The 26,126-nt window shown below is 39.5% G+C and carries 22 protein-coding genes; 19 read left to right on the top strand and 3 right to left on the bottom strand.

The window, feature by feature from the left end; translation table 11 throughout:
- Nucleotides 1-31: 31 nt before the first annotated feature.
- The 14 genes from miaB (at nt 32) to truB (ending at nt 15,651) form a co-directional block, all read left to right on the top strand.
- The gene (gene miaB, locus ME1_RS05330; RefSeq protein WP_004864332.1) at nt 32-1,408 is read left to right on the top strand and encodes a tRNA (N6-isopentenyl adenosine(37)-C2)-methylthiotransferase MiaB; all 1,377 of its coding nucleotides are present in this window, start codon (nt 32-34) and stop codon (nt 1,406-1,408) included.
- Nucleotides 1,409-1,571: 163 nt separating this feature from the next.
- Nucleotides 1,572-2,678, top strand: a complete 1,107-nt coding sequence (locus tag ME1_RS05325; RefSeq protein WP_004864330.1) for a PhoH family protein — start codon at nt 1,572-1,574, stop codon at nt 2,676-2,678.
- Nucleotides 2,679-2,690: 12 nt separating this feature from the next.
- Entirely contained in the window at nt 2,691-3,167 is a 477-nt protein-coding gene (gene ybeY, locus ME1_RS05320) for an rRNA maturation RNase YbeY (RefSeq protein WP_004864328.1), read from the top strand.
- Nucleotides 3,168-3,264: 97 nt separating this feature from the next.
- Nucleotides 3,265-4,284 carry a hemolysin family protein gene (locus ME1_RS05315; protein ID WP_004864326.1) on the top strand — a complete coding sequence of 340 codons (1,020 nt, stop codon included), beginning with the start codon at nt 3,265-3,267 and terminating at the stop codon, nt 4,282-4,284.
- Nucleotides 4,247-5,881 carry an apolipoprotein N-acyltransferase gene (gene lnt, locus ME1_RS05310; protein WP_004864324.1) on the top strand — a complete coding sequence of 545 codons (1,635 nt, stop codon included), beginning with the start codon at nt 4,247-4,249 and terminating at the stop codon, nt 5,879-5,881. Before ME1_RS05315 ends, lnt begins: the two co-directional genes overlap by 38 nt.
- Nucleotides 5,882-6,027: 146 nt before the next feature.
- Nucleotides 6,028-6,441, top strand: coding sequence for a helix-turn-helix domain-containing protein (locus ME1_RS05305; protein WP_004864323.1), 414 nt, complete (start codon nt 6,028-6,030; stop codon nt 6,439-6,441).
- 130 nt (nt 6,442-6,571) lie between these two features.
- Nucleotides 6,572-7,840: a methionine adenosyltransferase gene (gene metK, locus ME1_RS05300; RefSeq protein WP_004864321.1), complete on the top strand. Its 1,269-nt coding sequence runs from the start codon at nt 6,572-6,574 to the stop codon at nt 7,838-7,840.
- Nucleotides 7,837-8,538 (top strand): tRNA (guanine(46)-N(7))-methyltransferase TrmB, encoded by a 702-nt coding sequence (locus tag ME1_RS05295; protein WP_004864319.1) that lies wholly within the window; start codon nt 7,837-7,839, stop codon nt 8,536-8,538. Before metK ends, ME1_RS05295 begins: the two co-directional genes overlap by 4 nt.
- A gap of 127 nt (nt 8,539-8,665) precedes the next feature.
- A complete protein-coding gene (gene rimP / locus ME1_RS05290) occupies nt 8,666-9,316 on the top strand; it encodes a ribosome maturation factor RimP (protein ID WP_035008921.1) in 651 nt (216 codons plus the stop codon).
- 47 nt (nt 9,317-9,363) lie between these two features.
- On the top strand, nt 9,364-10,995 hold the full coding sequence (nusA, locus tag ME1_RS05285) for a transcription termination factor NusA (protein WP_004864315.1): 1,632 nt from the start codon (nt 9,364-9,366) through the stop codon (nt 10,993-10,995).
- Nucleotides 10,996-11,631: an RNA-binding protein gene (locus ME1_RS05280; RefSeq protein ID WP_004864314.1), complete on the top strand. Its 636-nt coding sequence runs from the start codon at nt 10,996-10,998 to the stop codon at nt 11,629-11,631.
- Nucleotides 11,628-14,153, top strand: coding sequence for a translation initiation factor IF-2 (gene infB / locus ME1_RS05275; RefSeq protein WP_004864311.1), 2,526 nt, complete (start codon nt 11,628-11,630; stop codon nt 14,151-14,153). Before ME1_RS05280 ends, infB begins: the two co-directional genes overlap by 4 nt.
- Nucleotides 14,154-14,279: 126 nt before the next feature.
- Complete coding sequence (gene rbfA, locus ME1_RS05270; RefSeq protein WP_004864309.1) at nt 14,280-14,687, top strand: 30S ribosome-binding factor RbfA; 408 nt, start codon at nt 14,280-14,282, stop codon at nt 14,685-14,687.
- A 4-nt stretch (nt 14,688-14,691) separates the two neighbouring features.
- Nucleotides 14,692-15,651 (top strand): tRNA pseudouridine(55) synthase TruB, encoded by a 960-nt coding sequence (gene truB / locus ME1_RS05265; RefSeq protein ID WP_004864308.1) that lies wholly within the window; start codon nt 14,692-14,694, stop codon nt 15,649-15,651.
- Nucleotides 15,652-16,098: 447 nt separating this feature from the next.
- Here truB and ME1_RS05260 read toward each other — a convergent pair whose 3' ends face one another.
- Nucleotides 16,099-17,727 (bottom strand): MFS transporter, encoded by a 1,629-nt coding sequence (locus ME1_RS05260; RefSeq protein WP_004864306.1) that lies wholly within the window; start codon nt 17,725-17,727, stop codon nt 16,099-16,101.
- A gap of 317 nt (nt 17,728-18,044) precedes the next feature.
- On the opposite strand from ME1_RS05260, the gene rpsO reads away from it, so the two are divergent.
- The 3 genes from rpsO to ME1_RS05245 all read left to right on the top strand — a co-directional run bounded on the left by rpsO (nt 18,045) and on the right by ME1_RS05245 (nt 21,777).
- Nucleotides 18,045-18,314: a 30S ribosomal protein S15 gene (gene rpsO, locus ME1_RS05255; protein WP_004864305.1), complete on the top strand. Its 270-nt coding sequence runs from the start codon at nt 18,045-18,047 to the stop codon at nt 18,312-18,314.
- Between the two features lie 256 nt (nt 18,315-18,570).
- Nucleotides 18,571-20,706, top strand: coding sequence for a polyribonucleotide nucleotidyltransferase (pnp, locus tag ME1_RS05250; RefSeq protein ID WP_004864304.1), 2,136 nt, complete (start codon nt 18,571-18,573; stop codon nt 20,704-20,706).
- A gap of 72 nt (nt 20,707-20,778) precedes the next feature.
- Nucleotides 20,779-21,777, top strand: coding sequence for a class I SAM-dependent methyltransferase (locus tag ME1_RS05245; protein WP_004864301.1), 999 nt, complete (start codon nt 20,779-20,781; stop codon nt 21,775-21,777).
- Nucleotides 21,778-21,796: 19 nt separating this feature from the next.
- Here the strand turns inward: ME1_RS05245 and hslU are convergent, their stop codons facing one another.
- Both hslU and hslV read right to left on the bottom strand, forming a co-directional pair.
- Nucleotides 21,797-23,107, bottom strand: coding sequence for an ATP-dependent protease ATPase subunit HslU (hslU, locus tag ME1_RS05240; RefSeq protein ID WP_004864299.1), 1,311 nt, complete (start codon nt 23,105-23,107; stop codon nt 21,797-21,799).
- Nucleotides 23,108-23,689, bottom strand: a complete 582-nt coding sequence (gene hslV, locus ME1_RS05235) for an ATP-dependent protease subunit HslV (protein ID WP_035008919.1) — start codon at nt 23,687-23,689, stop codon at nt 23,108-23,110.
- A 220-nt stretch (nt 23,690-23,909) separates the two neighbouring features.
- Between hslV and ME1_RS05230 the strand changes: the two genes are divergently transcribed.
- Both ME1_RS05230 and coaA read left to right on the top strand, forming a co-directional pair.
- A complete protein-coding gene (locus ME1_RS05230) occupies nt 23,910-24,899 on the top strand; it encodes an asparaginase (RefSeq protein ID WP_004864295.1) in 990 nt (329 codons plus the stop codon).
- A 177-nt stretch (nt 24,900-25,076) separates the two neighbouring features.
- A complete protein-coding gene (gene coaA / locus ME1_RS05225) occupies nt 25,077-26,021 on the top strand; it encodes a type I pantothenate kinase (protein ID WP_245256278.1) in 945 nt (314 codons plus the stop codon).
- The last annotated feature ends 105 nt before the right edge of the window (nt 26,022-26,126 follow it).

Genomic DNA, 26,126 nt, shown 5'->3' with positions numbered 1-26,126 from the left:
GATCTGCGTAAAAAACATTTAGACATGCATTATGAATAAAATAAATCCTAAAAATACGCCTCCTGTTACGTCTAAAAAGGTTTTTATTAAAACCTATGGGTGTCAAATGAATGTGTACGATAGCCAGCGAATGACTGATAGTCTCAGTTCACAAGGTTATGTTACGACACAAACACCAAATGATGCCGATCTTATTCTTGTTAATACCTGCCATATTCGTGAAAAAGCAGCAGAAAAACTCTATTCTGATCTTGGTCGTTTACGTGTGATGCGTCAAGAAAGAACACCTGACAAGCCTTTGATGATCGGCGTAACTGGTTGTGTGGCACAAGCCGAAGGAAGTGAAATTTTGCGCCGTGCTCCAACGGTAGATCTCGTCATTGGTCCGCAAATGTATCATCGCTTGCCAGACTTATTAGAAAAAGCCAAACAGGGGAAAAAAGTTATCGAAACAGACTATGCTGTTGAAGATAAATTTGCTCACCTACCACCTCATAATAAACGCGCTGTAAGAAAACGAGGCGTGAGTGCATTTTTAACAGTGCAGGAAGGCTGCGACAAATTTTGCACTTTTTGTGTTGTTCCTTACACACGCGGTGCCGAAATATCACGATCTGTTGAACAAATTACCGAGGAAGCACGCCAACTCATTGAAGCGGGTGTTAAAGAAATTACGCTCCTTGGTCAAAATGTAAATGGTTGGCATGGACAAAGTGCTAATGGCAAAACTTGGCGCCTTGGTGATCTTCTCTATCATCTTGCTAAACTGGATGGTTTAAAGCGTCTCCGTTACACAACCAGCCACCCACGAGATATGGATGACAGCCTTATTGCTGCTCACCGAGACCTTGATATATTGATGCCTTACCTGCATCTTCCTGTTCAATCAGGTTCAGATCGCATCTTAAAAGCAATGAACCGTCAACACAAAAGCATTCATTATCTTCAGCTTATCGAAAAAATTCGTACCGCGCGACCTGATATTGCTTTTTCAGGTGACTTTATTGTAGGATTTCCAGGAGAAACAGATGAAGATTTTGAAGAAACCATTAAACTTATTAAACAAGTGCAATACAGTTCAGCCTATTCTTTCAAATATTCACCGCGACCTGGAACCGTTGGCGCAACAATGAAAAATCATGTTGATGAAACTGTAAAAGATGCTCGACTTCAACATTTACAAGTGCTTCTTCTTGAACAGCAAAATGCATTTTTGCGTTCTAAAATTGGTCAAAAAACCGATGTTCTCATCGAAAAAGCTGGGCGTCATTCGGGACAAATGATAGGTCGTTCCCCTTGGCTTTTACCTGTTGTCGTGGATACAGAGGCCTCTATGGGCACTGTAATGGAAATTCATATTAAAAATGCAAGCTCAAACAGTTTTGTCGGTGAAATAGCAAATGTATAAATATGCCTCTCATACCTTGTATACAATATAGATTTTAGAAAACCCTTTTATTTTTGAAGAAAATGATTACATCTAAAGCTTGCATTCTATGAAAGTGAGATTGTTTTTTTATAAAGTTTTCTCAAGAAAATGTGCAAAACTTATGTGAATACGGGAGAATAGGTTGAAAGCTTCAACCGAAAAAGTAAAGCGCGTTAAAGACAAAATAAATGCTGCCCCTGAAAATACACGTATCTTCAGAAAAGCAAGCACACAAGATGTGAATCATGTTGTTTTAATTTTTGAAAATAATAGATATGCGAAAATAGTTTTTGGTAAACTGGACGAAAATCTTGCTTATATCGAACAAAAACTCGGACTTAGTATTCATCCACGTGGTAATGAAGTTCTCATCCGTGGAACTGTTGATGCTATAAAACGCGCAGAATATATATTACAGCAGCTTTATGAACGCGCTAAAACACATCAAGAGCTCACTTTATCAGACACAGAAGGAGTGATTGCCATGGCAAATTTGCAGAAACAGCAAGAAGCCTCAACAACACCCCAACCTGCGAAAAAAACTATTGCTGCACGATTAAGTACCCATAAAAAAACAATCCATGCTCGGACTCCAACACAAGATGCTTATATACGTGCAATGGACCGTAGTGAACTTGTATTCGGGGTAGGACCAGCAGGAACAGGCAAAACATATCTTGCTGTTGCTCACGCTGCAATGCTTTTGGAGCGTGGTATTATTGAACGAATTATCCTCTCACGTCCTGCCGTTGAAGCTGGAGAGCATCTTGGCTTTCTTCCTGGAGACCTCAAAGAAAAAGTTGACCCATATTTACGTCCACTTTATGACGCCCTTTATGATATGATGCCTGCCGAAAAAGTAGAGCGCATTTTAGCTTCTGGTGTTATAGAAATTGCCCCTCTTGCGTTTATGCGTGGGCGAACACTTACCCATGCAGCTGTCATTCTTGATGAGGCCCAAAATACTACCTCCATGCAAATGAAAATGTTCCTCACACGTCTTGGAGAAGGAACACGTATGATCATCACCGGTGATGTAAGCCAAATTGATTTGCCTAGCGGACAAAAATCAGGTTTAATCGAAGCAATCCGCATTCTCTCACACGTAGAAAATATTGCAATTATTCGCTTTAATGAAAAAGATGTTGTGCGCCATCCCCTTGTTACCGCTATCGTCCGTGCTTATGATCATGATTCTGGTGTACAAATTCAAGAAACACCATCCCCAAGTACTTCATCAAAAAAGTGAGTTTGATTTGTCATGATTACTATTGGTATAACTGTGGAGAGCTCTGGATGGAATGATGAGAAAACACTTTATGATATCACTGAAAAAATATTAACAACAACAATGCATCATGTCTCATTGGAAAATGTTATAAGCGAAGTCAGCCTCCTTTTTACGGATAACAAACATATGGCACAAATCAACGCACAATGGCGTAATAAAAACAAACCCACGAACGTGTTATCCTTTCCTGCTTTTCCACTTAAAGCTGGAGATCCTCCTGGGCCTATGCTTGGTGATATTATTATTGCACGAGAAACTGTTGCGCTTGAAGCAAAAAAAGAAGGAAAATCATTTCAGGATCATTTGGCACATATGATTGTTCATGGTTTACTCCATCTACTTGGCTATAACCATGAAACAGATGACGAAGCGCTTCACATGGAAAAGCTTGAAAGAGAAATTCTTCAAAAGCTTTCCATAAAAGACCCCTATACTGAAATATCTTAAAATGATAAAAATGAGCCTTCTTAAATCGCTATCGCTCTCAGAAAATTTACAGCCTTTTATGTCTCTATTATAAAGAAAGTTTGAAGATTTCAAAATCATGGCAAACAAAATAAATACACCAAATAACAATCAAATATCTTCTCATAGCGAAGAACATGCCTCTCAACAGGCTCATCGTCCAGAAAAATATTCCCTACTTAATCATTTGTTTTCGTTTTTACGTGGCCGTAATTGTAAGTCATTGCGCGATGATTTGACTGTTGCACTCAATACTGACAACAAAAAAGATACAGCCCTCTTCTCACCTGAAGAACGTACTATGCTGCATAATATCTTACGTTTACGTGAAGCACGCGTTGATGATGTTATGATTCCACGTTCTGAAATTGAAGCATTGGAAATAAATACCCCGCTTGGAGAAGCTCTTAAATGTTTTGCAAAAATTGGCCATTCTCGCGTACCTGTTTATGCTGAAACTCTAGATGATCCACGAGGAATGATCCATATCCGCGATATCCTTAATTATATGACACGCTTTATTATTAACTCAACCCAAACCGAGCAGAAGTCCGATTCACTCCAGTTAAATCATATGGATCTACACACTCCAATCGGTGAATTGGATTTAATTCGAACAGTTCTCTTCGTTCCTAGTTCCATGCTAGCAAGCAAATTATTAACACGTATGCAAACTACACGAACACAGATGGCTCTCGTTATTGATGAACATGGTGGCACAGATGGTCTCGTTTCTATGGAAGACATTGTCGAATTGGTCGTTGGTGATATTGAAGATGAACATGACAATGTAGACAATGCTATCGTGCGTGAACCCAATAACAAATGGCTTGTTGACGGAAGAACCGAACTAGAAGATGTAGAAGAAGCTCTTGGTCCTGATTTTATCGTAGGAGAATATGGTGATGACGTTGACACTATTGGTGGTTTAATTGTCTCTATTCTGGACCGTATTCCTGAAAAAGGTGAAGTCGTTGAAGCTGTCCCTGGCTATCGATTTCGTATTTTAGAAGCTGATAAACGCCGGATTAAGCGGTTGCGCATTTTTCGCATTCCAGAAAATGAAAATTTTGAAAACAATGCCATCCCTAAAAAATAATCAATCCTTTCTAAGCAATTTTACACTTTTCTTGTTTTCTGTTACCGGTTGGAAACGACAAATATGGGTGTTTCTCTGTGGTGCCTTTACTTCTTTTGCACTTCCACCTTTTTATTTGACACCTCTGTGCTTTTTAACTTTTCCCATCTTTATTGTTCTCCTTGACTCAATCCGTACTATCCAGAACAATAAAAAGCGCTTTCTTACCTACGCTCTAAGCTGTGGTGTCTTTGGCTTTAGTTATTTTACCTGTAATCTTTGGTGGTTGTGTAGTGCCTTATTAATTGATCCGGTTTCTTTTGGTTGGGCGGTACCGTTTGCTATTTTAGGCCCGCCTCTCTACCTTTCTCTTTATTGGTTTTTTTCTGGTTTTATTGTCGGTTTATTATGGACAAAAGGAATAGCACGCTTCTTTGTCTTGGCTTTTGCGCTAGGATTAGCAGAGTGGTTGCGCGCATTCTTATTCACAGGATTTCCATGGAATTCTCTTGGTTATACAGCAATGCCAACCCCAATGCTCATGCAATCTGATGCAATCGTTGGACTTTACGGAATGAATATTCTTGCTGTCTTAGTCTACAGTTTACCAACTGTTTTATTAACGAATGAAAAAAAGAAAATCGCACTTTCTCTCTGCTTATCGCTTATATTCATCCACATTGGCTTTGGATTTTACCGCCTCAACAGCATGCCAAATACCTCTGATGATCAAAAAAGAAATTATTGGGTGCGTATTGTCCAACCTTCTATCCCGCAAAACATAAAATTAAACAATACTACACGGGAAGCTATATTCGAAACTCATATGAATCTAAGTGCAATACCAACAGCCGAAAAAAATCCAGAACCAGACTTTATCATATGGCCTGAAGCATCTCTTCCTTACCTTCTCGATGAGAACTCTGATATAACAATGCGCATTGCCTCTCTTCTCAAGCCCCAACAATGGGCTATTATTGGAGCTATACGCGCCAATGACGATCCTTCTCATGAACAAACACAATATTTTAATACAATTGCAGCCATCAATGCTGAAGGTGATATTTTAAAGACTTCTGATAAACTCCACCTAGTGCCTTTTGGTGAATATCTTCCCTATGAGAATTTCTTGAAAAAAATTGGATTACGTATCCTTGCTGATAATATTGGTGGATATAGTGCTGCTAGTATGCGCAAAACTGTTACGATACCAAACGGTTTTTCTTATCTACCGCTGATTTGTTATGAAGCAATATTTCCCAATGAAATGACTTTTGAAGGTTCCCCTCCACAAGCAATCATTAATGTTACAAATGATGCATGGTTCGGAGCAACACCTGGACCATATCAACATCTTCAACAAACACAGCTTCGTGCCATTGAACTGGGAATTCCCATAATCCGAGCAGCCAATAATGGAATATCGGCGGTTATTGATTCTTATGGACGAATCATTGTAGCTCTTCGGCAAAATGCTGTTGGCGTTCTTGATTCACAAATCCCATCACCCGTTACCCCCATAGGAAGCAATGAATATAGAATATTCTCTACTTTTATCTTATTCCTTCTTATGCTATTGTGCCGTATCGGTTTTGGTTCTACAAAACAGTTTAAGTGATCAGATGCCCAAGTACAGTATTGTGTTGCGCATACCAGTAATATTGGGAAAAAATGTTACATATTATTTTAATTATATGATAAACCAACCTCACATAAATCTGATGTTGGTTTAGAAGCAGAGTGCTGGAAATAAAGAGTTGCATTATGACTGAAACTAGAAAAAAACCCGATCCTATAGATGTCTATGTTGGAACCCGTATTCGTTTACGTCGTAATATTTTAGGACTTACTCAAGAGAAGCTAGGTGAAAAACTAGGCATCACTTTCCAGCAAATCCAGAAATATGAAAAAGGTACAAATCGTATTGGCGCAAGTCGTCTTCAAGCAATTGCAGAAATTATGGATGTTCCTGTTTCTTATTTTTTTGATAAAGGCCTTAATACACAACATGTAGAAGGTTTTGCTGAAAGCGATAATGATTTTATGGATTTTTGCTCTAGCAGTGAAGGAATCCAGCTCATGCGTGCTTTTACGAATATATCTGACGCTAAAGTGCGCCGAAAAATTATTGATTTGGCAAAAGCACTTTCTGAAGAAGATATGACAAATAAGCTATAAAATAAAAATTCTATCTTTTCTCTCACTTATCTTATAAATCAGCATTGACGATTTGCCGTTGTATTGGCAAATAGGGGCAACTTTAATAGACGATTCATAACTGTTGGTTTTCTTTTTTGAAGGAGTTCCTATGCCGCATCAAGATTATCTTTTTACGAGTGAATCGGTATCGGAAGGGCATCCTGACAAAATCTGTGATCGTATTTCTGATGAAATCGTTGATATGGTTTATAAAGAAGCACAAAAAACCGGTACAGATCCATGGATTGTACGAATCGCTTGTGAAACCCTCGTAAGTGTAAACCGTGTTGTTATTGCCGGTGAAGTGCGTGTTCCTGATACACTTTTAAAAAGAGATAAAAATAAAGAAATCATCTACGATGAAACTGGTTGCCCTCTCATTAATCCTACTCGTTTTCGTGCAGTAGCGCGTCGTGCTATCCGTGCAATTGGCTATGAACAAACCGGATTCCATTGGAAAACTGTTAAAATTGATGTTCTTCTACGCCCTCAATCAACTGATATTGCACGTGGAGTTGATAACGCCATGGACCGGCATGGTGAAGAAGGAGCAGGTGATCAAGGTATCATGTTTGGATATGCTTGCCGTGAAACACCTGAACTCATGCCAGCACCCATTTATTATGCGCATAAAATTCTCAAACTTCTTGCAGCTGCGCGCCATAAAAAGGAAGGAGAAACTGGAAAATTAGGACCAGATGCCAAAAGCCAAATAACAATACGGTATAAAAATGGAAAACCCATAGAGGTGACCTCTATCGTTCTTTCAACACAACATTTAGATGAAAGTTGGGATTCCAATAAAGTACGTACAGTGGTCGAACCCTATATTCGTCAAGCTTTGCATGATATCCCCATTTCTGATCAATGCAGTTGGTACATTAATCCAACAGGGAAATTTGTTATCGGTGGTCCTCAAAGCGATGCCGGATTAACGGGGCGCAAAATTATTGTTGATACTTATGGAGGCGCTGCTCCTCATGGTGGAGGCGCTTTTTCAGGCAAAGATACGACAAAAGTCGATCGTTCTGCAGCCTATGCTGCACGCTATCTCGCTAAGAATATTGTTGCGGCTGATTTAGCAGATCGATGCACCATTCAACTCTCTTATGCAATTGGCATCGCACAACCCTTATCTATTTATCTTAATCTCCATGGAACAGGAAAAGTCGATGAGAAAATTCTCGAAGCAGCTATTCGCAAAATAATGGACCTTTCACCAACTGGCATTAGAAAACATCTTGACCTTAATAAACCTATTTATACCAAAACAGCCGCCTATGGCCATTTTGGGCGTAAGCCACAACTTGATGGTTCATTTTCGTGGGAAAAAACCGATCTTATCGAAACCCTTCACAAAATGATTAAAATGTCATGACTGAGCATAATACACGTACGCGTGAAGCCTTCTTTGGTCGCCGACAAGGAAAACGCCTAAGAAACAGTCAACTTGCACGTATAAACACGCTTCTCCCAACTTTTAAGATTGATTTAAATACCCCTTCACCCATCGACTTAACATCCCTATTTCCCAATAAAGTAACAGAAGTCCGGCTTGAAATTGGTTTTGGTGGAGGTGAGCATTTACTTCATGAAATGGACCATTTTCCGCAAACTGGTTTTATTGGCATCGAGCCCTTTATCAATGGTATGGCAAAAATGTTACTGTCTCTTGAACAGTATAAAAAGTATCAAAGCCATATTCGCCTTTATGATGATGATGCTACACATCTTCTTGATTGGCTTCCAAATGCATCACTTGATGGAATAGATCTTTTCTATCCTGATCCATGGCCTAAAAAAAAGCATTGGAAACGCCGTTTCATTAACATAAAAAATCTGAATCGTTTCGCTCGTGTTCTTAAAACAGGTAAAAAATTTCGCTTTGCTAGCGACATAGACGATTATGTAAACTGGACCCTCTACCATTGTGCACAACATAATAATTTTGAGTGGGAAGCAGAAACCTCTAAGGATTGGAAAACTCCTTATCCGCTATGGTTAGGAACCCGCTATGAAGCAAAAGCTCTCCGCGAAGGGCGGATACCTACCTATCTTACCTTTATCAAAAAATAAATCATAAAACGCCTTTCTTATAAACAACTTGAAAAGTTTTGAATTTAAGAGTATCAATAGCTAAATTCTTGGTCTTATGATGAGGAGTGGGCCGTTGGACCCGCTCTTTTTTAATGTCATAAAACTGATGAAAATGACTTGGACAAAATGTATGAACGAAACTGAAAAAATAAGTGATCTTGATGAACCACGCCTTTTTGAAGAAGATGGCGTTGAGGCGCGTGTTGCTGCTCTTATCTTACCATTGCTTAAACCTTTAGGTTTTCGTTTAGTTCGCGTTAAACTGCTCGGTCTGAATGGTTTAACTCTTCAGATTATGATTGAACGCGCAGATGGCTCTATGACCGTGGAAGATTGTGAAATTGTTAGTCGAACTGTTTCTCCCCTCCTTGACGTGCAAAATGTTATTGAACGCAAATATCACTTAGAAATTTCATCTCCTGGTATTGATCGCCCACTGGTAAGAAAATCTGACTTTTTTCATTGGCAAGGGCATCTTGCAAAAATTGAAACCAAAACAACAATTGATGGGCGCCGAAAATTCCGTGGAACACTTACAAATATCACAGAAGACGGATTTATTTTAAATACTGATAAAGCCGCATATGGAGAAGCCATGTATACCTCTATCCCCTTTTGTGATATTACAAACGCACATTTGGTACTTACCGATGAACTTATTCGCGACGCATTGAAAAAAAATAAAGATTTAAGTCAACAATTAATTCCCGAAGATAATTCTCATGTCTCGAAAAAAACATCAAATGACAAGAATTAATATCACTGGGAAATGCCCATCGAGTGGCACAAAGAAGGAGAAAATTGATGGCTACAAGCGCTAACAGGCTTGAAATTCTGCAAATTGCAGATGCTGTTGCACGTGAAAAGTCAATTGATCGTGAAATTGTCATTTCTGCAATGGCTGATGCTATTCAGAAAGCAGCACGTTCTCGTTATGGTCAAGAAACAAATATCCGTGCTGAAATAAACTCCAAAACAGGTGAAATTAAATTACAACGCCTGCTTAAAATTGTTGATGTTATTGAGGATTATACCACCGAAATTACTTTGACTGATGCACTCAAACGTCAAGAAGATGCAAAAATTGGTGATTTTTTTGCTGATCTTTTACCTCCTATGGACTTTGGACGTATCGCAGCACAATCTGCTAAACAAGTTATTGTCCAAAAGGTACGTGATGCAGAGCGTGATCAGCAATATGAAGAATTTAAAAATAAAATTGGTGAAATTATTTCTGGTACAGTAAAACGTGTGGAATATGGCAATGTGATCGTTGATTTAGGTCGTGGTGAAGCTATCGTGCGCCGTGATGAATTAATTCCACGTGAATCTTTTCGCTATGGAGATCGTATTCGTGCCTTTGTCAATGATGTGCATCGTGAATCGCGCGGTCCGCAAATTTTCCTTTCGCGTACACATCCTCAATTTATGGTGAAACTTTTTACTATGGAAGTACCGGAAATCTATGATGGTATTATAGAAATTAAATCCGTTGCCCGCGATCCAGGTTCACGTGCTAAAATTGCTGTTGTCTCACGCGATGGTTCCATTGATCCTGTTGGAGCGTGTGTTGGAATGCGAGGAAGCCGTGTTCAGGCTGTTGTTGCAGAATTACAAGGTGAAAAAATTGATATTATTCCTTGGTCTCCTGATGCTGCAACATTTATTGTCAATGCACTACAACCGGCTGAAGTTTCGAAAGTTGTTCTCGATGAAGATGCGGAACGTATCGAAGTCGTCGTACCTGACGACCAGCTCAGTCTTGCCATTGGTCGTCGTGGACAAAATGTTCGCTTAGCTTCACAATTAACAGGGTGGAATATTGATATTTTAACGGAACAGGAAGAATCTGAAAACCGTCAAAAAGAATTTACCGAACGTAGTAAATTGTTCATGGAATCCCTAGATGTTGATGAGATGATTGGGCAGGTTATGGCATCAGAAGGTTTTTCTTCTATTGAGGAAATCGCCTATATTGATCTCGAAGAAATTGCCTCCATTGATGGTTTTGATCATGAAACTGCTGCTGAAATCCAAAGCCGCGCACGCGAACATCTCGAACATAAAGAAAAAGAGCTTGATGAAAAGCGCAAAGAACTCGGTGTTTCTGATGAATTGCGAGCAATTCCTGGACTGACAAGTGCTATGTTGGTTGCTATTGGCGAAGATGGTGTAAAAACAATAGAAGATTTTGCTGGTTATGCAGTCGATGATTTGGTTGGCTGGAGAGAACGTAAAGAAGGTCAAACACAGAGTTTTTCTGGTATCCTGACCCCATTTGATATTACACGTGCTGATGCAGAAGCTATGATTTTAGCAGCGCGTGTGCAAGCAGGTTGGATAGAGCAAGCTGATCTTGTTACAGAAACACCTGCAGAAAATGAAAGCTCTGCAAAAGATGAAAAAAGTGATAATTTGAACGTGGATACAGTTTAAATGAATGAACGGACCTGCATTGTGACAAGAAAAAATGCTTCAGCAGAAACGCTGATCCGTTTTGTTATTGGTCCCAATAATCAAATTGTCCCTGATCTGAAATCCAATTTGCCTGGGCGTGGCGTTTGGGTTTCTGCTCACCATTCTGCCATTGAAACAGCAATCAAACAGAATGCTTTTAAGAAAAAATTTAAGATAGATGTTGAGGTTGCACAAAATCTTGCGCATATTGTTGATACGCTTTTGCTAAAAGCCGCTCTTTCAAGCCTTTCCATGGCGCGAAAAGCCGGCGCCATTGTCATGGGGGCAACAAAAGTGGATGCTGCTATCCGTTCTGGTCAAGTTATTCTCGTACTTCACGCTAAAGAAGCTACAGAAGATGGAAAGCGCAAAATTGCACAAGCCATCCATACAATACAACAACAAACAAGACGAAATATAAAAAACATATCTTTATTTACAAGTGATGAAATGCGGGTGGCTTTTGGCGCTAATCCTGTCATGCATGCCGCCTTATTGGACACCAAAGCTGCTGAAGGATTTCTCAAAACGATAAATAAACTGCTCGCCTATCGTGATAACACGCACAGCAAGCCTGGTGAGAGAACGGCACAAGCCGTGAAGGAAATACAATGAGTGAAAAGAATAACGACAAGATAACAGTCAAGAGGACACTAACCTTAAAGCGGTCAGTCCTAGAAACAGGTACGGTCAAACAAAATTTCAGCCATGGCCGTACAAAAGCTGTGGTTGTCGAAACTAAACGACGCAAAATCACGCGTCCTGACGAAAAAGTTGAAATACAACAGCCAATTACAAAACCTCATGTGGCTTCTCAACGTTCTAAACCTCGATTCGAAGAAGCAAAACCCCATGAGCCCGTCGCTAATAAAAGCAATCTCTCATCTGCTGAAATGCAAGCGAGACTTCGTGCATTAGAAGAAGCACATATCCAAGAAAAAATAACACGTGAACTAGCTGAAGAAGAAGCAAGACGAGCAAAAGAACGTGAAGAAAGTTTACAGCAGTCAATTCAAGAAACAAAAATACATCAAGAAGAAGAAAGTCAACCAGAACAATCTGCGCCTTCTCCTTCCACTCCCTCCTTCATAGAACCAATTGATATCCCTATTCCACCTAAAAATACAACTGTCATCGAAAAACGTAAAGCAGATGAAAATAAAGAAGATGATCGACATAGCCGACGCGCTAACCCTGCTAAATTAGAAGCGCGTGCACCTAAAGTTGTGAAAGGTGCTGATGAACGACGTCGTGGAAAGCTAACCCTTCATAGTGCTCTGGATGAAGAAGGAAGCGCGCGTGGACGTTCAATGGCTGCTATGCGTCGCAGGCAGGAAAAATTTAAACGTGCACAAAACCAAGAACCAAGGGAAAAAATTTCTCGTGAAGTTGTTCTTCCTGAAACCATTACGATTCAAGAACTTGCACAGCGTATGACTGAACGCTCTGTTGATGTGATTAAATTCCTCATGAAACAGGGACAAATGATGAAACCAGGCGATGTTATTGATGCCGATGTTGCTGAGCTCATCGCTGTTGAATTTGGACACACTGTCAAACGTGTTTTAGAATCTGACGTAGAAGAAGGCATCTTTAATATAGCTGATAATCCTCAGAAAATGCAGCCGCGTCCGCCTGTCGTAACAATTATGGGCCATGTCGACCACGGAAAAACTTCTCTTCTTGATGCTATTCGAAAAGCAAATGTTGTTTCTGGTGAAGCCGGTGGGATTACACAGCATATTGGTGCTTATCAAGTGGAACAAAATGGTCAAAAAATTACCTTTATTGATACACCTGGACATGCCGCCTTCACAGCGATGCGTGCTCGTGGAGCGCGTGTTACAGATATTGCTGTTCTCGTTGTAGCTGCTGATGATAGTGTCATGCCGCAAACGATTGAATCAATCAATCATGCCAAAGCTGCTGGTGTGCCCATTATTGTTGCTATCAACAAAATTGATAAACCAGCTGCTGATGCTCAAAAAGTGCGTACAGAACTTCTACAACATGAAGTGTTTGTTGAAACCATGGGTGGAGAAACTTTGGAAGTTGAAGTTTCTGCTAAAACTGGTCAAAATCTTGATAAACTTCTCGAAGCTATTCTCCTTCAAGCTGAAATTCTTGATCTAAAAGCAGATCCTCAACGGACAGCAGAAGGCGTGGTCATTGAAGCTAAACTGGATCGAGGACGTGGATCTGTTGCAACAGTTCTTGTGCAAAAAGGAACGTTGCATCCCTCTGATATTATCGTTGCTGGTAATGAATGGGGACGCGTACGCGCTTTGATTGATGACCATGGTCGTCATATTAAAGAAGCCGTTCCTTCTACACCCATTGAAATTTTAGGTATGCAGGGAACACCACAAGCTGGTGATAGATTTGCTGTTGTTACTCATGAAGCAAAAGCACGCGAAATTTCTGAATACCGTCAGCGATTAGCACGTGATAAAGCTGTCGCTCGACAAACGGGGTCTCGTGGTTCTCTCGAACAAATGATGACCAGATTACAAACCACTGGTGTTAAAGAATTTCCTCTTATTATTAAAGGAGATGTACAAGGGTCAATTGAAGCAATCGCTTCAGCATTAGAAAAGCTGGGGAATGAGGAAGTCCGTGCACGTATTGTGCATTCTGGTGCCGGAGGTATCACTGAAAGTGATATTTCTCTTGCTGAAGCTTCTCACTCAGCTGTCATTGGTTTTAATGTTCGCGCCAATAAACAAGCACGTGATTGTGCTAAAACTCAAGGAATTGAAATTCGCTATTACAACATCATCTACGATCTTGTTGACGACATAAAAGCCGCTATGTCAGGGTTGCTCTCACCAGAACAGCGTGAGACTTTCCTTGGTAATGCTGAAATTCTGGAAGTCTTTAATATTACAAAAATTGGAAAAGTTGCTGGTTGTCGTGTGACAGAAGGTAAAATAGAACGGGGCGCTGGTGTTCGCCTTATCCGTGATAATATTGTTATTCACGAAGGGAAACTAAAAACACTCAAGCGCTTTAAAGATGAAGTCAATGAAGTGCAGAGTGGGCAAGAATGTGGAATAGCATTCGAAAACTATGAAGATATGCGCGCAGGAGACATCATTGAAACTTTCCGCATCGAACATATTAATCGCACATTATAAAATAATTTAATGGCTTTATTCCTAAAAATGAAAAAAGTTATTGAATTTTATGTGCAAGTGCTTTGTTCTTTTTAAATCTTTTAAGATGATCAAAAGAAAAGTGATTGTAACAAGGATAAGATTTCGATGAAAAATACAGGGCCATCACAACGTCAACTCAGAGTAGGAGAGCAAGTCCGCCACGCAGTATCCCATGTACTACAGCGTGGCATTTTACTCGAGGATGCCTTGAAAAACATGGTGATTTCTGTCTCGGAAGTGCGCATGTCAGCAGATTTAAAAATTGCTACCTGCTTTGTTTCTCCCCTCAGTACTCTCAAAAGTGCATCTCATGGTTGTGTCGTTGATATACTCAATAAACATAGCCGCTTTATCCGTGGGGAAATCAGTCATGCATTGCGACAAATGAAATATATGCCTGAACTGCGTTTTCGACTTGATAGTAGTTTTGATAATTTTTTAAAAATCGATACCCTACTTCGCTTACCTGAGGTCGCACGCGATCTTCACCATAGTGATAAAATTGAGGATTAGAAATATGGCACGGCAACGTAAAAAAAAAGGCCGTTCTGTTTCTGGTTGGGTCATCTTTGATAAACCCAAAGGAATGAGATCAACAGAAGCTGTTTCACAAATTAAATGGCTCTTTCATGCGCAAAAAGCAGGACATGCGGGAACGCTGGATCCTCTTGCTTCTGGTCTCTTACCAATTGCATTGGGCGAAGCAACTAAAACCGTGCCTTACGTGATGCAAGGAACAAAAACCTACCGCTTTGAAATCGCTTGGGGAGAAGAGCGTTCAACAGACGATCTCGAGGGTGAAATAACAAAAACATCTCTCAAACGTCCAACACAAGAAGAGATACTCGCTCTTCTTCCTCAATATACAGGCGTTATTTTACAAACACCCCCACAATTTTCAGCAATTAAAATTTCTGGTAACCGCGCCTATGATCTAGCCCGCGAAGGTGAAATTGTTAATATTCCACCGCGCCAAGTGGAAATAGAAACTTTTAAATTAATAGAATCTCCTAGCAAAGAATGTTCACTCTTTGAAATAACCTGCGGAAAAGGAACCTATGTACGTTCCTTAGCACGCGATATGGGACGTGATCTTGGTTGTTATGGGCATATTGCTCATTTAAGACGTATCGCAGTGGCTCCCTTTTGTGAAGATGATCTCATCACGTGGGATGAACTAAAAGCGGTAGCACTGGATAAAAATGCAACAAATGAAAATGATGTTTCTCCTAAAAGAAATTTTTCAACACTTGATGCACTTTTAATTGAAACAGGTGCTGCACTGGATTGCCTCTCTCATTACACCCTTAGCGAAACCCAAGCACAGCGTGTCATGATGGGCACTTCTATACCTCTTTGTACTCACAATGCACCTCTTGATGAAGATGAGATTTGTGTCACCTACAAAGGACAACTTCTTGCTATAGGTTCCCTCGATAAAAGCTTGTTCAAACCAAAGCGGATTTTCACAATTTGATTCAGAATAGTCTCTTTAAAAAGATATTTTTTATATCAATAAAGAGAAGAAGGTTTTTTCATTGCTTTACCTTTTTATGATAATTCATATCAGAACCTCAATTAGTAAGGCATTCATAAATCCAACCTTCTCTTGTATAAATAAAAGCACAAGAATTTGTCTTTGTTATTTTAAATTATCTCTGATCATTACTGGATATACGTGCATATCTTTAGTGTTAAAAAAAAATTGTAGAATGAGAAAAGCTTTAGCTTAAATGAAGCACAATACCTATAATTTCCGACTGTTTATTCAACAGAAATCTATCCTCAACTTATCAACAAACATAAAGTGCTCACTGAAATATCTCATTTTTCTTCTGTTCTGTTCATACTAACAAATTTATTCCATAAAAATAAATTGCATTTATAACAGTTTATAAAAAACTGTATAACTCTCCTCTTATCTTTAAGGTATTTGATCAGCAGAGGATTTTAAAAGCATCTCATTGGCTTGTGGTATTGTTTGCCGCTCAATCATGCGGTGTACTCTTATCCCGTCAGGTGCACGATTTAAATGACGCAGAAGCTTATTCACCTCTGCGTCTGCTTTTATGCGGCGGTGATTATGGCGTAGATAATCTACCCATGTTGGCATATGATAAACTTCTGTCCAATATTCAGGTCTTTCAAGATCTCGTAAGAGAACCCATTGGCGAGCGCCATCACGTAAACGAATATGGCGACGACGTGTCATCACTTTGAGAAATTCTTCAAGATCATTTTCATGAATTTGATAATCGATCATAATCATAATCGGACCGCTTTGTGCTTTTAAGTCAAGTAAAAGCTCTGGTTCTCGGAAATGATCAAGCGGATCCAAATCTATTTGGGGAATTTCCTGAATTCTAAACTTTATCCCCGCAAGAGCTCCAAAAACCAAGAAAAGAGAACACACATTCAACGCAACAGTAGGAGAATAACCATCAGCTAAAACACCCCAAATTACGCTTCCAATTGCCATCCCTCCATAAGATGCAGTTTGATAAAGCGCTAAAGCACGTGCAACAACCCAACGCGGTGTAGAAAGCTGTACAGATGTATTAAATAGCGATAACGCCAAAACCCAACATAAGCCTGCAGGAAACAAAGCAATATGGCTTACAATCAATGAACGGCTCATTGCTAAAAAAAAGCAAGAAAAGGCAAAACCAATAAATGAACTTGCAATAATCGTCTCTAAACGAAAAAAACGCCGTACAGATGCATTAATCATACCAGCCGTCATAGCTCCAAGACCAAAACAACCAAGCAATGTCCCATAAAGAAGAGCGCTTCCTCCAAGAATTTTATGCACAACAATTGGTAAGAGAGCCAAAATCGAAATTGCCCCAATGCCAAAAAGAAATGCCCTGACCATAATACTTAAAAGATTGGGTGACATCGCAACATAACGCAAACCATCTGAAACAGCTCCTAAAAGCCTTTCTCGTGGCAATTTGTTATTTTCATAGCTCGGTTTCCAAAAAAACAAAGCACCAATTAAAGGAATGTAACTTATTGCATTAAATAAAAAAGCTGCGGCTGCCCCCAGAGTTGCAATAATAGCACCACCAATAGCAGGGCCTACACTACGCATCAAATTAAAGCCAACACTGTTTAAACTAACAGCAGCAGGAATATTTTCCCTGCTCACAATATCTCCTATTGTTGCCTGCCAAGAAGGATTATAAAAGGCACTTCCACACCCAATTAAAAACGTAAAGCATAAGAGAAGCCCAGGTGTTAAAACGCCCATATAGGATAAAATAGCCAAACTCATTGATATAACCATCATTATAATCTGGGCATACAACATAATTTGGCGCCGATTGAAATTGTCAGCCAATGCCCCTGCCATCAGAGAAAATATCACAAGTGGTAATGTGGTAGCGCTTTGAACAAGTCCAACCATGGAGTGCGAAGAACTTATTAACGCCATTAACCACCCTGCTCCTACAGCTTGGATAAGCCCCCCTAAATTAGAAATGAGAGTGGATGACCACAAATTTCGAAATACCGAATTACGAAAAAGTTCTAATGTTGAAATGCTCTGCATCTTTTGCCTCCCAATCGATATTTATCGCTTTTCTTACCACACACTCTCTCCGTAAGCCGTCATCTTTGTATCAAAAGGATGCATAATTCTTTAAAAAATTCTCATAAAACCTACTTAAAATCAATATTTCAAAAAAAATCCTTTCTCTAAAGAAGGTCTTCAAGATGCTTTTAAGGACTAGTATTTTAACCTCCTTTCCTATATAAATGCTAAAGCAAGTGAGAGTTCAACTCTTCTTGTTTTTTCACAGACCCCTGCTGAACGACATCTTGGCTGTGGGTGACTTTTGTTTCTTTGTTTTTTGAAAGGATGATACGATGTCGATTACAGCTGAACGTAAACAAGCTCTTGTCGCAGAATATGCAAATAAAGTCGGTGATACAGGATCACCAGAAGTGCAGGTCGCTGTACTTTCTGAACGTATTTCTAATTTAACTAACCATTTTAAATCTCATAAAAAGGATAACCATTCTCGTCGTGGTCTTTTGAAGATGGTGTCTCAACGTCGTCGTCTTCTTGATTATCTGAAAGGAATTGACCAAAATCGTTATCAGACACTTATCAGAAAGTTAGGTTTGCGCCGCTAAAAGAAAAATGGGTGGGTGGTCTTTCTAAAACCACCCATTTTTTTCAGCTTGCTGCTTTTAGTTAAAAACTTAAAAACTGACAAATAATCATCATGAGGCAGAATTGCTCGTTGTTTCGCCTTTAAAGGCGATTTACTTCTCTCTTCTCGCGAACAGACAGAAGTGTCTTGTTATCCTGCCCATAACTTTAAATATGCTCCGCAAAAACAGAATGTGAGCACTTGAAAATATGAACACTGATCATTAAGGATAAAAAATGTTCAAAACGCACAAGATAGAAATTGAATGGGCTGGGCGGCCACTCACCATCGAAACAGGGAAAATAGCGCGTCAAGCTGATGGTGCAGTAATTGCTACCTACGGAGAAACTATTGTCTTAGCAACCGTTGTATCAGCAAAAACTCCAAAACCGGATCAAGACTTTTTTCCACTTACAGTTAATTATCAAGAAAAATCGTATGCCGTTGGTAGAATCCCCGGTGGTTATTTGAAACGTGAAAGCCGACCAACTGAAAATGAAACTTTAGTTTCACGCTTGATTGATCGTCCAATTCGCCCCCTCTTCGCCGATGGATATAAAAATGATACACAAGTCATTGTTTCCGTTATACAACATGATCTCGAGAATAATCCCGATATCCTTGCGATGATTGCATCTTCTGCCGCATTAACCTTATCAGGTGTTCCTTTCATGGGCCCCATTGCTGGTGCACGTGTCGGATATTGTAACGGACAATATGTTCTCAATCCTCATATAGATGAAATGCCAGAATCAAAACTTGATCTTGTTGTAGCAGGAACAGAAAGCGCTGTGTTGATGGTTGAATCAGAAGCACACGAATTGCCAGAAGACATCATGTTGGGTGCCGTTATGTTTGGGCACAAAGGCCTTCAACCTGTTCTTGATGCTATCATCAAGCTCGCCGAAGTTGCTGCAAAAGACCCACGCGACTTTGTTCCCGAAGATCTTTCTGATCTTGAAAAAGCCATGCTGGAAATGGCTGAACAGGATATACGAAAGGCTTATACTATTACAGATAAACAAGAACGCTATGCTGCAATTGACGCCCTAAAAACAGAAGTCATCAACAAATTTATGCCAGAAGAGGACGAGGATTGTAAATTTAGTACAGATCAAATTGCAACCGTTTTCAAACAATTGCAAGCAAAAATTGTGCGCTGGAACATTCTTGACACGGAAAAGCGCATTGATGGGCGCAATCTTTCGACAGTACGCCCCATTCAATCAGAAGTGAGTATTTTACCCCGTACACATGGATCAGCACTCTTTACGCGTGGAGAAACACAAGCAATTGTCGTTGCAACACTAGGAACTGGTGAAGATGAACAATATGTTGACTCCTTAACTGGTATGTATAAAGAAACATTTCTCCTTCATTACAATTTTCCACCATTTTCAGTAGGTGAAACAGGACGTCTTGGTTCTCCTGGTCGTCGCGAAATTGGACATGGCAAATTAGCATGGCGCGCTCTTCATCCTATGTTGCCAACTAAAGAATCCTTCCCCTATACCATTCGTGCTGTTTCAGAAATTACTGAATCCAATGGATCATCTTCCATGGCAACTGTTTGCGGAACTTCACTCGCTCTCATGGATGCTGGCGTTCCTCTGGCACGCCCTGTTGCAGGTATTGCTATGGGCTTGATTAAAGAAGGTGAACGCTTTGCTGTCCTTTCCGATATTTTAGGAGATGAAGATCATCTTGGAGATATGGATTTTAAAGTAGCAGGAACAGAAAATGGTATTACTGCTTTACAAATGGATATCAAAATTGATGGTATTACCGAAGAAATTATGAAAATCGCACTTGATCAAGCCAAAGAGGGACGAATCCATATCCTGAACGAAATGGCTAAAGCTTTAACCAGTGCGCGTGCAGAACTCAGTGAATTTTCTCCACGCATCGAAGTTATGAACATTCCTGTTGATAAAATTCGGGATGTTATAGGCTCTGGCGGTAAAGTTATTCGAGAAATCGTTGAACAAACTGGAGCAAAAATCAATATCGAAGATGATGGGACAATTAAAATTGCTTCTGCCGATGCTAAAACCATTGAAGCAGCAAAACGTTGGATCCATTCTATTGTTGATGAACCTGAAGTTGGTGCTATCTACCAAGGAACGGTTGTAAAAACGGCAGAATTCGGTGCTTTTGTAAATTTCTTTGGCTCACGTGATGGACTCGTTCACATCTCTCAACTCGCATCAGAACGCGTCACAAAAACAACAGACGTTGTTAAAGAGGGTGATAAAGTTTGGGTTAAATTAATGGGCTTTGATGAACGTGGCAAGGTTCGGTTATCAATGAAAATCATCGATCAACAAACCGGTAAAGAAATTACAAGTGATAAGCCAGTAAAAGAAGGATGATCTGCCTTCTTATCATAAAATAAGATGCCATTCTTATATCAGAATGGCATTTTTTCTTTGAAAGAGCCATATGTGTTACTGTTTTTACCTTTTAAAAATCATAGCCTCCCTCTTCCCAATCCCAATCAGTCTTGGTTGGGTTTTGGTTTAACAGAAATCCCTAGCCTCGAATGGGCAAAAAATTTAAATGTTATAACGCCTTGGCGACCGGATTTTTTAAAATTTTCCAATGCTCAGTTTCACTGCACTCCTCAAATAGATAGGACCTTCACCTATGATGGTGCACTCTTACGTTTGAGCAAATATCGTGGTTTTAACCAAAATTGTTTTCTTGATTTATTAGAATGCGTCAAACCTGGTGGATGGATTGTTATCGGTGGAAATAAAACAGCTGGCGCTGCCTCAATGATGAAATGGATCAAAACATTTGTTCCCGTTACTGATAAATTTTCTAAAAACCATGGGCTGGTATTCTGGCTTCAAGTTCCACAAAAAATAGAGAAACAGAATATTGAGCAATTGCGCTCACCACCGCTTACTTTTGAAAATAAATTTCAGACCACTTCTGGCATGTTTTCGCACGGTCGTATTGATCCGGGATCTGCCGCTCTTGCTTTCCATATGCGCACAATTATTTGCGGAAAAACTGCTGATTTTGGTGCTGGTTGGGGTTTTCTTTCTTACGAAGCTCTTGAACAAAGTGAAAAACTAACAACACTTGACCTTTATGAGGCCGACTACAACGCTTTGAAAGCAGCCAAAGAACACCTTAAACACAAAACAGCTTCTTGTCCGATTCATTTTTATTGGCATGATCTCGTACATGAACCAATCACAGATCTGTATGATACCATCATTTCAAATCCACCATTTCACACGCAGCAAACAACAGATATTTCATTAGGACAGAATTTTATTATAAAGGCTGCAAAATATCTAAAGCCAGGCGGCAATCTTCTTCTTGTTGCTAATCGCCACCTGCCTTATGAGACATTGTTAAAAGACATTTTTCGCACAGTATTGATACATGAAGAAGCCCATGGGTTCAAAGTTATCGAAGCACGCCGCTAGATAAAAACAAGCAATCTCTCTAAAGAATGAAGCGTGAAAGATCAATATCAGCCGCAAGCTCACCTATAGATTTTCTCACATAAGCGGCGTCAACTTTAAAGGATGTTCCAGCTTTATCAGGCGCTGTAAAGGAAATCTCATCCAAAACGCGTTCCATCACTGTTTGCAAACGACGAGCCCCGATATTTTCAATCCTAGCATTTAAATCTACAGCAATATCGGCTAAAGCATCAATCGCATCATCGGTAATTTCTAAGTGAACCTCTTCCGTTGCCATTAAAGCAATATATTGCTTAATCAGACTGGCTTCAGGTTCGGTTAAAATACGTCGTAAATCTTCCCTTGTGAGAGCATTTAACTCCACCCGAATGGGCAAACGCCCTTGAAGTTCTGGCAATAAATCAGATGGCTTAGAAACATGAAATGCGCCTGATGCAATAAAAAGAATATGATCTGTTTTGACTTGACCATACTTTGTAGCAATTGTTGTTCCCTCCACCAGAGGCAAAAGGTCCCGTTGAACACCTTCACGCGAAATGGCAGCACTTGCTCCACCATCTCTGGTTGCTATTTTATCAATCTCATCGATAAAAACAATTCCATCATTTTCAGTAACACGGAGTGCTTCTTGTATAATTTGATCTTGATCAAGAAGCTTTTCAGATTCATCATCCATGAGGGGTTTAAAAGCATCTTTTACTGTCGTTTTGCGGACCTTTGTACGCCCTCCCATTTTGCCAAAAATATCTGACAAATTCATTATTCCCATTTGCGCACCTGGAATCCCCGGAATATCAAAAGTCGAAGCGCTATTGCTGTTATTATCAGCTACTTCAATTTCAATCTCTTTCTCATCTAATTCACCTTCACGCAATTTTTTGCGAAAACTATCACGGGTAGCGGGACTTGCTGTTTTCCCAACAAGAGCATCTAAAACGCGCTCTTCAGCATTAACGTGCGCCTTTACTTTGACTTCCTCTCGTTTTTTTTCACGCACAAGAGAAATGGCAATCTCAACAAGGTCGCGAATAATTTGCTCAACATCACGTCCTACATAACCAACTTCAGTAAATTTAGTCGCTTCTACTTTAACAAAAGGCGCTCCAGAAAGTTTTGCTAATCGACGCGCTATACCTGTTTTACCAACACCTGTTGGCCCTATCATCAAAATATTTTTTGGCATAACCTCTTCACGCATAGGACCATCAAGCTGCTGTCTACGCCACCGATTACGCAATGCAATAGCAACAGAACGTTTGGCATCATCTTGGCCAATAATAAAACGATCAAGTTCAGAAACAGTCTCACGAGGGGAAAATACAACACACATTCAAATAGCTTTCTCTAAAGATGATAATTCTGTATCCAATGTTTCAATCGTAAAATGATCATTGGTGTAAACACAAATTTTAGCAGCAATATCCATAGCTTTACGAGCAATGGTTTCTGCATCCAAGTCCATATCCATGAGTACTCGAGCAGCTGAAAGAGCAAAATTGCCTCCAGAACCAATTGCCATAACGCCATCTTCTGGCTCTAAAACATCGCCCAGCCCTGTTAAAGCTAAAGTTATTTTCTTATCAGCTACCAGCATCATTGCTTCGAGACGACGCAAATAGCGGTCTGTTCGCCAATCTTTTGCAAGTTCTACACATGCACGCATAAGCTGATCAGGATATTGCTCAAGCTTCGTTTCCAATCTTTCCAATAAAGTGAAAGCATCCGCTGTAGCACCTGCAAAACCAGCAATAACTGCTCCACCCTTTCCAATACGACGAACTTTGCGTGCATTGCCTTTCATAATCGTCTGCCCAAGTGAAACCTGTCCATCACCAGCCATCACAACTTTTCCATCTTTTCGTACAGTAATAATAGTCGTACCATACATTACGTCTGGTTTATGTTCTTCCATAAGGAAACTCATTAATATTAACCTCTATTCTTAATATTGATTTCTTTTCATCAAATGTAAAATCAAATCACTATTGCCTTTATTTAAGAACATACACTGCAAAACACAATGATTCAGCACAATTCAATTTATTGAAATAAAAAAATGATATCATTGTTATCAATGCAAATTGTTGCTAAATAGTTTTTGTAAATAGTTTGCGTCTTTTAGAGGAAAAATGATGAAAAAAATAGCCATAGGAACATTGGGAGGAACAATTGCAATGGCGGCTGACAATTTTGGCCAAATGCAACCAATATTAACCTCAGATATTCTCATCAAAAGTGTTCCTGACTTAAATAAAGTTGCTCATATTCAAGCGCAAACATTAACACAATTGCCTAGTGGATCTTTATCTTTTAAGATTCTTTTTGAAATCATAGAGTGGGCAACACAACAAATAAAAGCTGGTGCAGAAGGTATTGTTTTAACCCAAGGTACTGATACACTGGAAGAAACTGCTTTTTTTCTTTCCCTTTATTGGGATAAAGCGGAACCACTCGTTATAACGGGTGCTATGCGTATACCTTGTGAAGCAGGTGCTGATGGACCAGCGAATATTTTAGCAGCAACCCGCGTTGCTGCTCATCCACAAAGTCGAAACAGAGGCGTTCTCGTTGTCATCAATGATACCATTCATTCACCTTATTGGGTCCAAAAAAGCCATACCGTCAAAATTGAGACATTTCAGTCAGGCCTCGTTGGTATTTTAGGCACTATTTTAGAAGGAAAACTGCTTTATTTTAATGACCAAAAATTTTTTCCGACAACATTTGATCTTCCCCAAAACTATGATCATCAAATTGCACTCTTATACTCCTCTTTATCCTCTGACACACAATTAATGAAATTCTGCCTTGAAAGTGGGCATTATGCTGGACTTGTCGTTGCTGGTTTTGGATCAGGACATTGCAGTTTTGAAGAAGCAGACATCATACGACAATATACACAAAAAATGCCAATCATTATCGCTAGCCGTACCTGCACTGGCTCAACAACCCGCAAAACTTATGGCTATAAAGGTTCAGAAGTTGATATGATTGCTTCTGGTGCCCTTATGTCTGGTTATTTATCAGCAGTAAAAGCACGCTTACTTTTGTGGGCTTTTTTGGCACAAGGGTACTCATTGGCACAAATCAATGCACAATGGAATGACTGGACTATAAGCTAACAAAAGACTATCTGTTACTTTAAAGAAGAGAACATGCATAATAAAGCGCATTTGAATACGAAATAGCCTACCTGTTTGTCTCTTAATCAATTACTACAGCAAAAGAATTTTCGACCAACACAAATGATTGATACGCTTCTCCAAAAAATTGATCAAGAAAATAACTTGGTCAAATCCATTTCTGATCGATATTCACCCTACCGTGTCTTTACTGCACAAGAGTGGTCACAATTTCGTGCAGACACACCGCTGACCTTAACTTTTGATGAAATTAAACGTTTGCGCTCAATCGATGATCCCATTGACCTTGAAGAGGTACAACGTATTTATCTTTCCTTATCACGTCTGCTATCATGCCATGTTGAAGCAGTACAGCAACTTTTTCATAAACGTCAACAATTTTTACATCAAAAAGGAACAAAAAAAACGCCTTTTATCATTGGAATTGCTGGCTCTGTTGCGGTAGGAAAATCAACTACCGCTCGCATTCTTCAAGAACTTTTGAAACGTTGGACATCTAGTCTTAAAGTTGATTTGATTACAACAGATGGTTTTCTTTATCCCAACGCTGTTTTACAGCAAAAAAACCGTATGAATCGTAAAGGATTTCCTGATTCTTATGACATTAAAAAATTACTCTGCTTTCTTTCTGCTATAAAAGCTGGTATTGGTAATGTTCGTGCTCCACTTTACTCGCATATGACTTATGATGTTCTAGAAAATCAAACAATTATCATTGATCGTCCCGATATTTTAATTGTTGAAGGAATTAATGTGTTACAGGTCAGTGATCTTCCTAAAGATGGAAAAATTATTCCTTTCGTTTCAGACTTTTTTGATTTTTCAATCTATGTAGATGCCGAAACAGAAGTCATTCGTCACTGGTACTTGGAACGTTTCAAACGTTTGCGCAAAACAACTTTTCAAAATCCTGAATCCTACTTTCATCGGTATGCACACCTTACCGAAAAAGAAGCTTTAAAAATTGCTGAAGACCTTTGGCAAACCATTAATTTGAAAAATTTACAAGAAAATATATTGCCAACACGACCACGGTCTAATCTCATTCTACGTAAAGGAAAAGACCATTTAGTTGAATATGTCGCACTTCGACGACTATGAGGATTTCATCAATATGGCAACACATTGATTTATAAAGATAAATCATCCTTTTTCAACTTGTATCATACCCCCGAATATTGTAAGATTCTCTCATCTCAAATCATT

Source organism: Bartonella vinsonii subsp. arupensis OK-94-513 (assembly GCF_000278235.1).
Taxonomy (GTDB): domain Bacteria; phylum Pseudomonadota; class Alphaproteobacteria; order Rhizobiales; family Rhizobiaceae; genus Bartonella; species Bartonella arupensis.
Note: the sequence above shows the minus strand (reverse complement) of the source record. Positions and strands in the feature narration are given on the sequence as shown.